Consider the following 13,900-nt stretch of genomic DNA (forward strand, 5'->3'; position numbering starts at 1 on the left):
GGTACGAATAGATGGCCAAAAGTACGCGCCAGCAAGTGTTTGAGGGTATGGAGCTGCTGCCCGAGGCGCTGATCCCCTTTGTGGAGAAGCGTCTGGAGAGCTCGCTTAAGGGTCATTGGCAGGTCCAGGTGCTGGAGAAGCTCCCCGGCCTGCGACCCAACGGTAAAGGCGACGTGGGCTGGGATCAGGCCGCGCTCTTCAACGCCATGGACCGCTTCTGGATGGACGCGTTCAAGGCCGTGCTTGGTCGAGCTGAGCGGTCACTGGTCAACGAGTTGGTCGACGTCCGCAACAAGCTCTCGCATAATGAGACCTTCACCTACGATGACGCCGAGCGCGCGCTGGACTCCATGCGCCGTCTAATGGAGGCGATCAGCGCCGGCGAGACTGCCGAGCAGCTTTCCAAGATGCGCGATACAATCCTGCGCACGAAATTCACCGAGCTTCAGCGGAATGAAGAGCGTCGCAAGACGCAGCGGCTGGACATCTCTGTCGAAACTGTCGCCGGCCTTTTCCCATGGCGTGAAGTGGTCGAGCCTCACCAGGACGTTGCGACAGGTGAATTCCAGCAGGCCGAATTCGCGGCCGATCTCGGCAAGGTTCATACGGGCAGCGCTCCGGCAGAATACCGTGATCCGCAGCAATTCTTTAGCCGGACCTATCTGACCGAGGGGCTGAGTACGCTGCTTGTCGGCGCCGCCAAACGCCTGTCGGGCGGCGGCGGAGATCCAGTTGTCGAGCTGCAAACCAACTTCGGCGGCGGCAAGACCCACTCGATGCTGGCGCTCTATCATATGGCTGGCGGTACGCCGGCGCAGGATCTGTCCGGTCTCGATCAACTGCTCGATGAGCATGGTCTGGCGGTCCCGGCCAAGATCAATCGCGCCGTTCTGGTCGGAACGTCGCGCGGGCCGCAGGACGTTCTCAACGCCACTGGCGACCGGAAAATCCGCACCACCTGGGGCGAGCTGGCATGGCAGCTCGGGGGCGAAGAAGCCTTCGACATGATCGCGGAGAATGACGCGAAGGGCATCGCGCCTGGGTCGAACCTCCTCGAGGAAATATTCAACAAATACTCGCCGTGCCTGATCTTGATCGACGAATGGGTCGCCTATCTGCGCCAAATCTACCGGGTCGAAGGTCTCCCGTCCGGCTCGTTTGATGCCAACCTTTCGTTCGTCCAGTCGCTGACCGAAGCCGTAAAGGCGAGCCCGGGCACATTGCTAGTGGCGTCGCTGCCCGCGTCGCAGATCGAGGTCGGCGGCGAAGGCGGCCAGGAAGCTCTGGCTCGGCTGAAGCAGACCTTCAGTCGCGTGGAATCGTCATGGCGTCCGGCTTCGCAGGAAGAGAGCTATGAGATTGTTCGCCGTCGGCTATTCAAGCAGATACCCGGCGATAAATTCCATCACCGCGACAATACGCTCAAGCAGTTCGCCAAGCTTTATCGCGAGAACTCGAACGACTTCCCGCAGGGCTGCGCCGACGAAGATTATCGTCGAAAGCTGGAGAAGGCCTATCCCATCCATCCGGAGCTGTTCGATCAGCTCTACACGAGCTGGGGCTCGCTGGAAAAATTTCAGCGCACGCGAGGCGTTCTGCGGCTTATGGCGCAGGTCATCCACGAATTGTGGATGAACGGTGACCCGTCCGTGATGATCATGCCGGGCAGCGTCTCTGTCAGCTCGCCGCGGGTCGAACCTGAACTGCTCCATTACCTGGATGTGAGTTGGCAGTCGATCATCGCGGCTGACGTCGATGGCACGGCCGCTACGCCATACAAAGTCGATCAGTCCGCGCCGAACCTCAATCGCTACTCAGCGACGCGGCGCGTTGCCCGGGCGATCTTCATGGGTACGGCGCCGACGCATCAGCAGCAAAATACGGGCCTCGACGACAAGCAGATCAATCTGGGCGTCGTCCAGCCCGGCGAACGGCCTGCCATTTTCGGTGATGCGTTGCGGCGGTTGACCAACCAGGCCAAGTTTATGCACGCCGACCTCGGTCGGTACTGGTACTCGATGTCGGCCAGCCTCAACCGCATCGCGGCGGATCGTGCCGCGCAGCTTGAGAGCGCGCTGGTCTTGATGACCATCGACAATGAGTTGACGAAATACATCAACGGCATCGCTGACCGTGGTCATTTCGACGCCGTGCAGGTGGCGCCCTCGACCTCTGCGGAGGTGCCCGATGATGCAGGTGGCGTCCGCGCTGTCGTGCTGGGTGTCGCCCATCCCCATACCGGACGCGACGGCTCCGAGGCGCTGACCGAGGCCAAGGAGATCTTGATCCAGCGCGGCAGCACGCCGCGCGTCTATCGTAACATGCTGGTCTTCATCGCGGCCGAGGCACGGCAGCTCGACAACCTCAAGGACGCCGTCCGCTCGGCTTTGGCATGGGGCGAGATCGTCCGCGATACAGATCGGCTCAACCTAACCCAAAGCGACAGCGCGCTGGCCAAAGCGAAGCTGACCGAGGCCAATGAAACCGTGAAGACCCGGCTGAAGGAGGCGTGGTGCTACCTTCATTATCCGGTTCAGGAGAGCGCCCAGGCCGAGGTCGAGTGGGTTTCGGGCAAGGTGCCGGCCCAGGACGGTCTGTTGGCGCGGGCGAGCAAGAAGTTGGTGGCGGAGGAGGGGCTGCTCCCCGAACTTGGCCCCACTCGCCTTGACCGGGATCTCCAGAAATACATCTGGAATGGAAAGCCGCATCTCTCGCTCAAGGATCTGTGGGAATATCTGAACCGCTACACCTACCTGCCCCGGCTTAAGAACCAGGCTGTGCTGGTGAAGACGGTGCAGACCGCCATTACGGGAATGCTACCCGGGCCGTTTGGCTATGCGGAGCGGTGGGACGACAAGACCGACACCTATCTGGGACTGGCGATCGAGCGCGCCACCAACGCCGCCGTTGTGATCGACAGCGACAGTGTCATCATCAAACCTGACGTGGCTGAAGCGCATCGTCCGGCGCCGGTGCAGCCCGGCCCGCCTTCCGTTGCAGGTCCTCCCGCCAGTCCAGAAGGTCTCCCACCCGCCGCTGGTCCTGCGGATGGAACGCCGGATGCCCCGGCACCGGAGCGTAAGCCGACCCGGTTTTTCGGGACGGTCATGATTTCTGCTGAGCGACCCGCGCGGGAAATCCATCAAATCGTGGAAGCGATCGTGGAGCAACTGACGACGATCCCTGGCAGCGCCGTGACTCTTAAGTTGGAGATCGATGCGGACGTGCCCAGCGGCCTCGATCGAGCCAAGGTTCGGACCCTGATCGAAAACGCCAACACTTTGGGATTTGTCGAAAAATCGATCGAATGATTGTCATCAAGGCTTAATCATCGTCGAATTATCGTGCGGCCAGAGGTCGCTTATGAGTATTCCGACGATCTGGAGGCTGGGTAGCAAATGACGGCTGGTTTCAAACCCAGTCGTCGTCTCGGCCTTGATCTGGCGTCCATTCGTCTGGCGCTTTCCATAGCCGAACATCGCAGCCTCCGCCGTGCGGCGAGAGTGATTGGTATCAGCGAGTCGGCATTGAGCCATCGTCTCCGCGCCCTGGAGGATGTGCTGGCTGTTGCTCTGTTTCATCGCTCATCGGAGGGAGTGGAGCCTACTCAAGCGGGGCTGGTCTTTTTTGAACAAGCGCGCGACGCATTGCGCGTGCTTGACCTTGCGGTGGCCAATGCTGGCGCGACCAGTCGGGGTGTTGCCGGTCGCTTGACCCTTGGCCTTTACACATCGCTCTCGACGGGCCGCCTGCGTGATGCGCTGGCGGCCTACACTGACCGGCACCCTGAAGTGGAGCTCCACGTTGTTGAGGGCGATCGCTCGCGCATGGTCGAGGGCATCAGCTCGCGCTCGATTGATATTGTGGTCCTCCTCGGCGCTCCAGATGACATGCTTGGCGAACCGCTCCTGCTTTGGCGCGAGCGGCTGCACATCATCCTCATGGCCGATCACCCATTGGCGGAGAGGTCCGAAATCGCTTGGTCAGATATAGAAAGCGAAACCTTCCTCGTGTCGGCCCACGGCGCCGGCCCTGAAGCAGTTCAGTTGCTCGCGGCGCAGCTTGCTGGGCCAGGCCGCCAGCCACTCACACGTTCGCATCTGATCAGTCGCGAGACGGCGCTTTCCATGGTCGGTATGGGCTTGGGCATCGCATTGATGATCGAATCCGATCTGGGGCGGCTGCCTGAAGGCGTCGTGGCGGTGCCGCTCGGCAGCGGGGCGGACGACGCCTTGGTGCCGCTGACGGCGTATCGTGATCCAGGAAACGATAACCCACCGCTGCGGCGGTTCTGGTCGTTCCTCAAGAGCGGCTATGTCGAGCCGTCGCCGTCACCCGAGGGGTGAGCCTTAGCCCGACGGGCTTTGGCGAAAGCGCGATCCGAAGCCATGAACCGCGCAAGCATCGGCGCGATCAACTTGGTCGGCTCGGTCTTCGTGCCGGTCTCCCGCGCCAAGACGTCGGCATAGGCGGCCAGGTCACGGTGAATTGCAGCGGGCAGTTCGATCGTCAGACGAACCGGGCGGTCATCAACCAGTGCGCCGAGTTTGAGCCTTGTCATCGGTTCAGCCTCTATAAGGTTCGAGGACGAGATCGCGGGTGACGATCACGCGGACCGGGAAGCCAGGGCGGATGGTGATGGTGGGCTGGATACTCAGCGAGCGGCCGACAATCTGCCGTCCTGTCTGGCTGATGCTGTCGGATCCGCCACGCCGTATCGCCTGAAGCAGGTCGCTCTCATCCGAGGATGTGCCTGCTTCCGACCCAACGCTCAGCAGGGTGGACAGCATCGCGGCCCGGAAAAGTTGCCCCCAATGATTGTCCACCTTGTCTTCGAGTCCGGCATAGCCGGAGGCGTCGGCGCCGGGCTGACGCTCCAGGATGATCGAGCGGCCGTTGGGGAGGATCAGGCGGTTCCAGACCAGAAGCGCCCGAGATTGGCCGAAACTGACCTGTGCATCGTACTGTCCAATCAGCCGGGCACCTTGGGGGATGAGCAAGATGCGCCCGGTGGGGCCATCATAGATATTCTCGGTGACTTGCGCGGTAATTTGGCCCGGCAGGTCCGAGCGCAGGCCCGTCACCATCGCGGCGGCAATCACAGCGCCCGCTTGCACGGTATAGGGACTCGCCGGGGCCTGAAGCGTTTCGGTACTGATCGTGCGCCGGTCAGCGGGACCGCCCAAGAATGCCGACCTCCGATCGCCTTCGCTTGGCGGCGGTGTCGGTTGACCGCTTCCGGCCGCGAGGGCGCCGAGTTGCGGCGACGCCGCTCCCGGCATCTCGAGCCCAGCGGCTGAGGGACCGCTGCCGGGCGTGCGGGATTCCCCCGCGAACAGTCGACTGGCGCGAGCGGCCTCGCGTTCCTGAGCGATCCGCTGACGCTCCTGCGCAACGCGCTGGGCTTCCGGATCCGGCGCGGTCGCGGGTGCCGGAGCGCCCGGGATAGGACCGGGCTGGATGCCGTTGTTGAGCATGGGGCGTCCGAGATCGCCGGGGAGCGGCGGCCCGAGCGGCGGCACTTCACGAGGCACCCCGGCATAGGATGTAGGCAGCCGCGACAGGCCGTCGGCCGTGGTCCTGTTGTCGGTGTTATAAAGCTCGGCGGTCGTTCTCGGTCGGCTGGATTGCAGCGCCCATATCAACGATCCGCCGATGGCGACGGCCGAAACGCCCGCGATGAGGCCGAGCACTTTTCGCGAAAGGCGGACGACCTTGGGCCGGTCGGGCCGAAGACGCAGCTCAGCGGCGATTTCGCGCTCTGGCCGAGGAGGCTCGTCCGGCGTTTGCTCAAGAACGGGGCCGGTCACGATGCCGGCCTCGGGTCAATGCGAACGATACGGACGCGCCGTTGGCGGTCTCCGCCCAGGCGAAGCTCAGCGCCGCCAAAGAGACGGTCAACGACCATGTAGCGGCCACGCACGCGGTAGTTCACCAGTTCCGCATTGCCCTGTGCGCCGATGATCCAGAGCGGGGGCATCTCGCCCTGCGCAATGCCAGTTGGAAACTCGATGAAGACCTGCCGCCCGTCGTCGAAGGCCCTAACCGGTCGCCAAGCCGGATTGTCGCCTTCGATCCGGTAGCGAAAGTTCAGCGACTCCAGCGCCGGCAACGGCGAGGTCGCTGCCGTCTCCGCGGCCTGCGCTTGTGAGTTCTGGCGGCGTAGGGCGATGAGCTGGTCTTGCGGATAAGACCAGGAAACACTGGCCATGTAGGTGCGCTCGGCCGCCCGCAGTTCGAGATGATACGTCCGGCGATCGGTATTGATCACCAAGTTGGTCTGAAGATCGGCGCGCGTCGGCTTGACGAGGATATGGATCCGTCGGGTCGGCCCGCTGCCGCTTTCCGTATCACCGATGATCCAGCGCACCGTGTCGCCGGCGGCCACAGGTCCTGTGCCGACCAGTTGCTCACCCGCTTCGAGGGCGATGTCGGTCACCTGGCCCGGCGCTGTGTACACTTGGTACAGCGCGCCATCCGAATAGGGATAGACCTGAACCGCGTTGAAATAGCCGGACCGGCTTGGCTGAATGCGGGCGGCGCCATTGGCGGCTTCCACCCGTGCGCGCGGGTCGGCCGGCTCCGGTGTCTGCGAGGGGGGCGGTGGAATGCGTTGGAGTTGGCCTGGCAGAGGCAAGGGCGTCGGAATCTGCACGATTTCGACCGGCTTGGGCGGCTCGACCTCGGGCGTCGCCGGCTGCGGGGCCGCGATAGGATCATAGGTGATCTCCGGCGGCTTCCAGGTATGCGAACAGGCCGCGAGCGATACCGACGCAAGCATGATGGTTGTAACGGGGATCAGTCGCATCAGCCGAGCTCCTTCGACCAATTGAGGGCATGGACGTACACACCGAGCGGATTCTTGCGCAGGCGCTCGACGTCACGAGGGGTTTGGATTGTGATGGTCAGGATGGCCGTCCAGCGCTCGGTGGCCGCGAGCGCCCCATCGACGTATCGCCGCTCGACCCAAGCAACGCGAAAGCTCCCCGGTGACGCTCGGATGACGCTGGAGACATCGACCGCGACCTGTTCCCGGCCGACCTTGGCAAACGGGTCGTTGACCCGTGCATAGTCGTTAAGCGCCAGCGCGCCTTGGTCGGTCGTATAGTCGTAGGCGCGTAGCCAGTTCTGGCGCAGCACGATCGGGTCCGCCGGGATTGAGCGGGTTTCCTCGATAAAGCGGGCGAGATGCCAAGCTATCTGAGGATCGGTCGGCCGATAGCCGGTCTCGGCTGGCGAGATCGCTTGGGCTTGCCCGAGCCGGTCAACCTGCACGACCCACGGCACGACCGTTCCAGACATGGCTTGCCAAACGACGGCAGCGGACAGGCCGGCAGACAGGCACAGCGAGCCGAACGCCATCAGTCTCCAGTTGCGAGCCTGGATGCGCGCAGACCCGATGCGGTCATCCCAAGCCTGAGCGGCACGTTGATAAGGGGTCTCGGGTTCGGGCGTCCGGCCGTAACGGCTGGACGGTCGTTTGAAGAACATCATTCACCCTCTCGAATGCTGACAGAAGAGCCTGCGCCGCCTCCATCGCCGGCACGGACGGCATGAATGGCGGTCTGGATGCCGTGCGCGGCTGATTGGCGTTGACGCATCGATTTGGCCCAGGCGGGCTCCCCGGAGGCGGAGCCCGCATCGTTGGCCGGGCTGGCGTCGGTCCCTCCGGTGACTTTGCCGCCCATGGCTTCGAACGCCGCCCGGCCACCGGCTTGGTAGCGCTGCCCCATCTCGGCGGCTGCTCTGCGGAGCGGCGAGGCCGCTGCGGAAGCCCCGGCTTGCGCGACGCCGGATAGTCCGCCCGCAACGCTGCCCCCTTTGGCGGCGCTTCCAAGTTGATAGGCCGTCGAAGCGCCGCCAGCGACACTGGCTCCGCCCCGCACGGCCGCCATCGCCGCACCGCCCGCCATGCGCGCGCCGGCTGCGCCAGCAAGGAGCGCGCCGCCGGCAGCCAGTCCAGTGCCAACGGCTGCCCCGGCGCCAAGCTGCGGGCCGCCCGAGACGATGCCATTGGCGATCGAGGGGCCAAAAATGCCAAGGCCGAGCAGCGACAGCGCAGCAAGCACCAGCGCCATCGCGTCTTCGATTGTGGGCTGGGCCTGAAAACCTTGCGTGAACTCGCCGAACAACGTCGATCCGATGCCGACCACAACGGCGAGCACCAGCACCTTCACGCCTGAACTGATCACGAGACCAAGCACTCGTTCGGCCATGAACGCGGTCTTGTTGAACAGGCCAAAGGGCACGAGCACGAAGCCGCATAAGGTCGCGAGCTTGAACTCGATCAGGCTGATGAAGAGCTGGATGGCGAGGATGAAGAAAGACAGCAGCACGATCGCCCAGGCCAGCAGCAGGACGACGATCTGGATGAAATTTTCGAAGAAGCTGATGTAGCCCATAAGCCCGGAGATGGACTCCAGGATGGGCCTACCGGCATCGAAGCCGACTTGGGCAATCCGACCGGGGCGCAGAAATTCCGCAGCCGTCAGCCCTGTGCCCGATGCCTTCAGCCCGAGCCCCGCAAAGCTCTCAAAGACAATGCGGGCCAGCGTGTTCCAGTTGCCGATAATGAAGGCGAACGCACCGACGAAGAGGGTCTTCTTGACCAGGCGGGCGAGGATATCCTCGTCCGCACCCCAGGCCCAAAACAGTGCAGCGAGCGTTACGTCGATGACGATCAGGGTTGAGGCCAACCACGCGACTTCGCCCTGGAGCAAGCCAAAGCCGCTGTCGATATAGCGGGTGAAGACTTCCAGAAAGCGGTCGATGACCCCGGTGCCCTGCATCAGCGTTGCTCCTGTCGGCTAATCGGAGCGCCGGGATGTTCGTTCACGGCTGGCGCCTGCGCGTTGGCGCCGCCGAGAAACCGGCGGCGATTTTCAGACCAGGCCCGTTTGCAGCCTGGATCATCGATCGCGGGCGAACCCAGGTCGTTGCAGCGGGCCAGTTCGGCTTCGAGCGGATCGCGCGCGATCGTCGTCGCGGGGCTTCTTTCGGCCGGCCTGTCGGAGCGTGCCGCCGTCGTGAACCACACCGCGATCGCGACGATCACCGCCGCGACAGTGCCGACGACGAGGATCCGACCAGGCTTTGGTCGCTGGAGCCTGTCGGCGAGCAATGCAGGCCAGCGCATCCGCCCGCTCAGCGATCGTGGAACATGGTGACCTCGGTGGGCTGGTAGCCCTGACCCGGAGTCAGAAAACGGCGAAGCTGCTCGCGACCTTGGTCCGCAGCCGCCGCGCGCTGCGCCGCTTCGAGGTTTTGCGCACGCCCCTGCGCCGCGACGGCGGCAGTCAGATCGGACAGTTGCTGGGCCTGGAGCGCCAGAAGCTGATTGCCGGCTTGGGTCGCCTGCAGCGCGCCGGTGGCGGACTGGCTGGAACCTACCAATGCCGCCATTTGCGTGCGGTTGGTTTCGATATTGCCCACGACGCCGGCCTGAACACGCATCGCATCCTGAAGTGCGCTGACCGATGTCTGCCAACGCTGGCGGGCCGATGCGAAGAGCGCTTGATCGGAACTGGAGGCGCTGGCTGGCGCGTAGCTCGTCTGGAAGGCGCGATCGATCTGCTGCACGTCATAGGCAATGCTCTGCGCCTGCCCCAGCAGTTGCTGGGTCCTAGCGACCGACTGCTGGAGTTCTTGCAACGAGGAGTAGGGCAGGCTCGCCAGATTGCGGGCCTGATTGATGAGGCTTTGCGCCTCGTTTTGCAGCGAGGTGATCTGGTTGGTGACCTGCTGGAGCGAGCGCGCGGCCTGCAGGACGTTTTGGGTATAGTTGGTCGGGTCCCAGACCGTGATCTGGGCCTGAGATGGCATCGGCAGCGTGGCCAATGTCAGGGCGGCGAGACCGGCAGTCCATGCCGGACGGAATCGGAGCTTCATGGCAGTTTCTCCTCTTGTGGGGTGATGATGAGATCGGTCGCCCAAGCGACGCCGCGGGCCTCAAGCCAGGCCTTGGCAAAGCCGGTCGGGCCATGTTCGGCCATCAGCCGAGCAATGAGGATTTGATCGCCCTTGCTGGAGGCCGCTGTGAAGGCGAGCGCCACCTCGCCCAGGCCCAGCTCGAACAGACGATTGCCGCGGCGTGACTGGCAGTAATAGTCGCGCTTCGGGGTGGCGCGGCTGAGGATCTCGATCTGACGATCGTTGAGCCCGAAGCGTTCGTAGATTGTCGCGATCTGGGGTTCGAGCGCGCGCTCGTTAGGCAGGAAGAGCCGCGTCGGGCAGCTCTCGATAATGGCCGGCGCAATCGCCGAACCGTCGATGTCGGCGAGCGATTGGGTGGCGAAAATCACGCTCGCGTTCTTTTTCCGCAGCGTCTTCAGCCACTCGCGGAGCTGGCTGGCAAAGCCTTCGTCATCGAGGGCAAGCCAGCCTTCGTCGACGATCAACAGCGTCGGACGACCATCCAGACGATGTTCGATCCGGTGAAAAAGGTAGGCAAGCACGGCTGCGGCGGCGCCCGTGCCGATCAGGCCTTCGGTTTCGAAGGCGAGCACGTCGGCTGACCCGACACGCTCGATCTCGGCATCGAGTAGACGACCCCAAGGCCCGCCGACGCAATAGGGCTTGAGCGCTTGTTTGAGCGCCTGGCTCTGGAGCAAGACCGATAGGCCCGTGAGGGTGCGTTCGGACTTGGGGGCCGACGCCAGATTGTTGAGCGCCGACCAGACATGTTCCTTTACGTCGGGCGTAATGTCGATCTTCTCGCGGGCCAGGATGGCGGCAACCCACTCGGCCGCCCATGCGCGTTCTTCCTCGGCATCGATCCCGGCCAGCGGCTGCAAGGCGACCGGTTCGCTCGCGTCTTCGGCGAGTGAGCCGCCAAGGTCGTGCCAGTCACCACTCATCGCCAGCGCGGCTGCCCGGATTGAGCCGCCGAAGTCGAAGGCAAAGATCTGCGACCGGGCATAGCGACGAAACTGGAGCGCCATCAGCGCCAATAGCACCGACTTGCCGGCGCCCGTTGGGCCGACAACCAGTGTGTGTCCGACGTCGCCGACGTGGAGCGAAAAGCGGAATGGCGTCGACCCTTCGGTCTTGGCCAGAAAGAGTGGCGGAGCATCAAAATGCTCGTCGCGTTCCGGTCCCGCCCAGACTGCGGAGAACGGCATCATATGCGCGAGGTTCAGGGTCGAGACCGGCGGCTGGCGGACATTGGCATAAACGTGCCCCGGCAGGCTGCCGAGCCAGGCCTCGACGGCGTTGACGCGCTCGACCATGCAGGTGAAGTCGCGGCCCTGGATCACCTTTTCGACGAGCCTCAGCCGCTCATCGGCGATGCGAGGGTCATCGTTCCAGATGGTCACGGTTGCGGTGACATAGGCCGCTCCCACCAGATCAGAGCCGAGCTCCTGAAGCGCCATGTCGGCGTCCACGGCCTTGTTGGCGGCGTCGCTGTCCATGAGGGCTGAGGCCTCGTTCGTCATGATTTCCTTGAGCATCGCGGCGATGGATTTGCGCTTGGCGAACCATTGGCGGCGAATACGGCCCAGGACCTTCGCGGCGTCGGTCTTGTCGAGGCAGATCGCCCGGGTGACCCACCGATAATCGAAGGCGAGGCGGTTGAGGACGTCCAGCAGACCCGGCCAGGATTGGGACGGAAAGCCCATGATGGTCAGCGTGCGCAGGTGAGCCTGACCCAGGCGAGGTTCTAGCCCGCCAGTGAGCACCTGATCGGCCAGGATGGCGTCGAGGAGCATGGGGGATTCGGGCACCCGGACTTTATGCCGGTGGGTCGAGACCGTCGCGTGCAGATAGGTCAGGGTTTCAATGTCGCTGAGCCACGCGGTTTCGGGCATGAACCCGTCAACGAGGTTGAGGACGCGGTCGGTGCGATCGATGAAGGTGGCGAGTTGCTCGTGACCGTTGATACCGGATTGCTCGCGGCCCTCGTACAGCCAGGCCTCGGCGCGTGCCGCGTCCTCGGCCGGCGGCAACCAGACCAGTGACAGGTAATAGGACGATTCATAGTGTGCGCCGGCTTCGTCGAACTGTGCTCTGCGCTCGAAATCGACGAGATTGGAGACACCGTCCGGAAACGTGCCAGGCGGATAGGCACTGGCCGGATGGCGCTGCGCCTCGACGAAGATCGCCCATCCGGAGCCAAGGCGCCGCAAGGCATTGTTGAGCCGTGAGGTCGTGGAGACCAACTCGGCGGGTGTTGCGCTATCGAGATCCGGACCGCGGAACCGAGCAGTGCGCTGAAAGCTGCCGTCCTTGTTGAGGATGACGCCTTCGGCAACCAATGCCGCCCACGGCAGAAAATCGGAGAGAGCTTGGGATTTCCCGCGATACTCGGAGAGATTCAGCACTACCGGTCTCACGCGCCGAAATGGGTCGGGTAGCGAAGGTGGCGGCGCACCACGTCGACGAAGGCGGGGTCGCGCCGCGCTGCCCATACGGCGGCCATGTGTCCGACGAGCCAGATCAGCAGGCCAGCCAGCCAAAGCCGCAACCCCAGCCCCAGAGCTGCGGCGAGCGTGCCATTGATGATGGCCAGCGAACGCGGAGCGCCACCGAGAAGGATCGGTTCGGTCAGGCTGCGCCGAACCGGTGCATAGAAGCCGACGGCGGGTTCATCTGCGCCAAGCATCAGACCAGCGCCCCACCGCCGAACGAGAAGAAGGACAGGAAAAACGAGCTGGCCGCGAAGGCGATCGAAAGCCCGAAGACGATCTGGACCATCTTGCGAGCACCGCCCGAGGTGTCGCCAAAAGCGAGCGTGAGCCCGGTGACGATGATGATCATCACCGCGATGATCTTGGCGACCGGTCCCTGAATTGACTCCAGGATCGACTGGAGCGGCGCCTCCCACGGCATGTTGGAGCCGGCGGCGTAGGCAGGTGCGGTTGTGATCGCGAGCAGCGCGAAGGTTGCTGCGCCGGTCAAGCAGCGACGGAACATGGTCATGGCAGGTCTCCTGGCGAAGGTTGGAGGTGGTGGATGAGCCGGTAGTCGCCCTCCGGGGTCAGCCCTTCGACGCGCATGAGCTCGGCGAGCCGGCGGGTGTTGCCGCGGCCGGAGAGAACAGCGATCAGGTCAATGGTCTCGGCGATCAGCGCGCGCGGCACTGTGATCACCGCTTCCTGGATGAGCTGTTCGAGACGCCGCAGAGCGCCAAGCGCGGAGCCGGCGTGTAAGGTGCCGACACCGCCGGGGTGGCCTGTGCCCCATGCTTTGATCAGGTCGAGCGCTTCGCCGCCGCGCACCTCACCAATCGGGATCCGGTCAGGACGCAGGCGCAGCGCCGAGCGAACTAGGTCGGTCAAGCTCGCTGCGCCGTCCTTGGTCCGTAGCGCGACCAGATTTGGGGCCGCGCACTGCAATTCGCGGGTGTCTTCGATAAGCACCACCCGGTCGCCGGTTCTGGCGACCTCGGCGAGCAAGGCGTTGACGAGTGTCGTTTTGCCGGTGGACGTACCGCCAACCACCAAGATGTTCTTGCGGGCGTAAACGCCAGCGCGGAGGCTCTCGGCCTGCTCGGCGGTCATGATCCCCGCCTCGACATAATCGGTCAGGGTGAAGACGGCGACGGCGGGCTTACGGATGGCGAAGCTGGGCGCGGCGACGACGGGAGGCAGCAGGCCCTCAAAGCGCTCGCCGGTTTCGGGGAGTTCGGCCGAGACCCGCGGGTTGCCGCCATGGACCTCGGCTCCGACGTGGTGGGCCACCAGCCTGACGATGCGCTCGCCGTCTGCCGCGTTGATGCGTGCGCCGGTATCCTCCAGGCCGCCCGCGAGCCGGTCAATCCACAGACGGCCATCAGGGTTGAGCATGACTTCGACGACGCCCGGGTCATCGAGATACCCGGCGATGTCGGCGCCCAGCGCGGTCCGCAACATCCGTGCGCCGCGTGCGAAACTCTCGGACCGGAAAGCAACTGTGGTCACGA

General features: G+C 64.1%; 13 protein-coding genes. 2 read left to right on the top strand and 11 right to left on the bottom strand.

Annotated features, from left to right (window positions below; all coding sequences use genetic code 11):
- The first annotated feature begins 11 nt into the window (after positions 1-11).
- Positions 12-3,311, top strand: a complete 3,300-nt coding sequence (locus BN1313_RS07235; protein WP_091738393.1) for a DUF499 domain-containing protein — start codon at positions 12-14, stop codon at positions 3,309-3,311.
- A gap of 87 nt (positions 3,312-3,398) precedes the next feature.
- Positions 3,399-4,346, top strand: coding sequence for a LysR family transcriptional regulator (locus tag BN1313_RS07240; RefSeq protein ID WP_091738396.1), 948 nt, complete (start codon positions 3,399-3,401; stop codon positions 4,344-4,346).
- Here BN1313_RS07240 and BN1313_RS07245 read toward each other — a convergent pair.
- Genes BN1313_RS07245 through trbB form a run of 11 tightly spaced genes read right to left on the bottom strand, consistent with a single transcriptional unit; the run spans position 4,313 to position 13,850 of the window.
- On the bottom strand, positions 4,313-4,561 hold the full coding sequence (locus BN1313_RS07245) for a DUF2274 domain-containing protein (RefSeq protein ID WP_091738399.1): 249 nt from the start codon (positions 4,559-4,561) through the stop codon (positions 4,313-4,315). The two genes, BN1313_RS07240 and BN1313_RS07245, sit on opposite strands and share 34 nt — an antisense overlap.
- 4 nt (positions 4,562-4,565) lie before the next feature.
- Positions 4,566-5,810 (bottom strand): TraB/TrbI/VirB10 family type IV secretion system protein, encoded by a 1,245-nt coding sequence (locus BN1313_RS07250; protein ID WP_091738402.1) that lies wholly within the window; start codon positions 5,808-5,810, stop codon positions 4,566-4,568.
- On the bottom strand, positions 5,807-6,808 hold the full coding sequence (trbG, locus tag BN1313_RS07255; protein WP_091738405.1) for a P-type conjugative transfer protein TrbG: 1,002 nt from the start codon (positions 6,806-6,808) through the stop codon (positions 5,807-5,809). Before trbG ends, BN1313_RS07250 begins: the two co-directional genes overlap by 4 nt.
- Positions 6,808-7,494 (bottom strand): conjugal transfer protein TrbF, encoded by a 687-nt coding sequence (gene trbF, locus BN1313_RS07260; protein ID WP_091738408.1) that lies wholly within the window; start codon positions 7,492-7,494, stop codon positions 6,808-6,810. The genes trbG and trbF overlap by 1 nt, the downstream gene beginning before the upstream one ends.
- Positions 7,491-8,789 (bottom strand): P-type conjugative transfer protein TrbL, encoded by a 1,299-nt coding sequence (gene trbL / locus BN1313_RS07265; protein ID WP_091738411.1) that lies wholly within the window; start codon positions 8,787-8,789, stop codon positions 7,491-7,493. The genes trbF and trbL overlap by 4 nt, the downstream gene beginning before the upstream one ends.
- On the bottom strand, positions 8,789-9,136 hold the full coding sequence (gene trbK-alt / locus BN1313_RS07270; protein WP_091738414.1) for a putative entry exclusion protein TrbK-alt: 348 nt from the start codon (positions 9,134-9,136) through the stop codon (positions 8,789-8,791). The genes trbL and trbK-alt overlap by 1 nt, the downstream gene beginning before the upstream one ends.
- A gap of 8 nt (positions 9,137-9,144) precedes the next feature.
- Complete coding sequence (trbJ, locus tag BN1313_RS07275) at positions 9,145-9,888, bottom strand: P-type conjugative transfer protein TrbJ (RefSeq protein WP_069321294.1); 744 nt, start codon at positions 9,886-9,888, stop codon at positions 9,145-9,147.
- On the bottom strand, positions 9,885-12,320 hold the full coding sequence (gene trbE, locus BN1313_RS07280; protein ID WP_091738417.1) for a conjugal transfer protein TrbE: 2,436 nt from the start codon (positions 12,318-12,320) through the stop codon (positions 9,885-9,887). Before trbE ends, trbJ begins: the two co-directional genes overlap by 4 nt.
- An 8-nt stretch (positions 12,321-12,328) precedes the next feature.
- Positions 12,329-12,601 (bottom strand): VirB3 family type IV secretion system protein, encoded by a 273-nt coding sequence (locus BN1313_RS07285; protein ID WP_011157784.1) that lies wholly within the window; start codon positions 12,599-12,601, stop codon positions 12,329-12,331.
- Positions 12,601-12,912 (bottom strand): TrbC/VirB2 family type IV secretion system protein, encoded by a 312-nt coding sequence (locus tag BN1313_RS07290; protein ID WP_234803422.1) that lies wholly within the window; start codon positions 12,910-12,912, stop codon positions 12,601-12,603. Before BN1313_RS07290 ends, BN1313_RS07285 begins: the two co-directional genes overlap by 1 nt.
- A 2-nt stretch (positions 12,913-12,914) precedes the next feature.
- A complete protein-coding gene (trbB, locus tag BN1313_RS07295; protein ID WP_218054387.1) occupies positions 12,915-13,850 on the bottom strand; it encodes a P-type conjugative transfer ATPase TrbB in 936 nt (311 codons plus the stop codon).
- Positions 13,851-13,900: the final 50 nt, after the last annotated feature.

It is taken from the genome of Phenylobacterium immobile (ATCC 35973), from assembly GCF_001375595.1.
GTDB lineage: Bacteria > Pseudomonadota > Alphaproteobacteria > Caulobacterales > Caulobacteraceae > Phenylobacterium > Phenylobacterium immobile.

Coding starts and splice junctions, on each gene's coding strand:
- BN1313_RS07235 (WP_091738393.1), top strand. CDS start 12: ATGGCCAAAAGTACGCGCCAGCAAGTGTTTGAGGGTATGGAGCTGCTG.
- BN1313_RS07240 (WP_091738396.1), top strand. CDS start 3,399: ATGACGGCTGGTTTCAAACCCAGTCGTCGTCTCGGCCTTGATCTGGCG.
- BN1313_RS07245 (WP_091738399.1), bottom strand. CDS start 4,561: ATGACAAGGCTCAAACTCGGCGCACTGGTTGATGACCGCCCGGTTCGT.
- trbG (WP_091738405.1), bottom strand. CDS start 6,808: ATGCGACTGATCCCCGTTACAACCATCATGCTTGCGTCGGTATCGCTC.
- trbF (WP_091738408.1), bottom strand. CDS start 7,494: ATGATGTTCTTCAAACGACCGTCCAGCCGTTACGGCCGGACGCCCGAA.
- trbL (WP_091738411.1), bottom strand. CDS start 8,789: ATGCAGGGCACCGGGGTCATCGACCGCTTTCTGGAAGTCTTCACCCGC.
- trbK-alt (WP_091738414.1), bottom strand. CDS start 9,136: ATGCGCTGGCCTGCATTGCTCGCCGACAGGCTCCAGCGACCAAAGCCT.
- trbJ (WP_069321294.1), bottom strand. CDS start 9,888: ATGAAGCTCCGATTCCGTCCGGCATGGACTGCCGGTCTCGCCGCCCTG.
- BN1313_RS07285 (WP_011157784.1), bottom strand. CDS start 12,601: ATGCTTGGCGCAGATGAACCCGCCGTCGGCTTCTATGCACCGGTTCGG.
- BN1313_RS07290 (WP_234803422.1), bottom strand. CDS start 12,912: ATGTTCCGTCGCTGCTTGACCGGCGCAGCAACCTTCGCGCTGCTCGCG.
- trbB (WP_218054387.1), bottom strand. CDS start 13,850: ATGTTGCGGACCGCGCTGGGCGCCGACATCGCCGGGTATCTCGATGAC.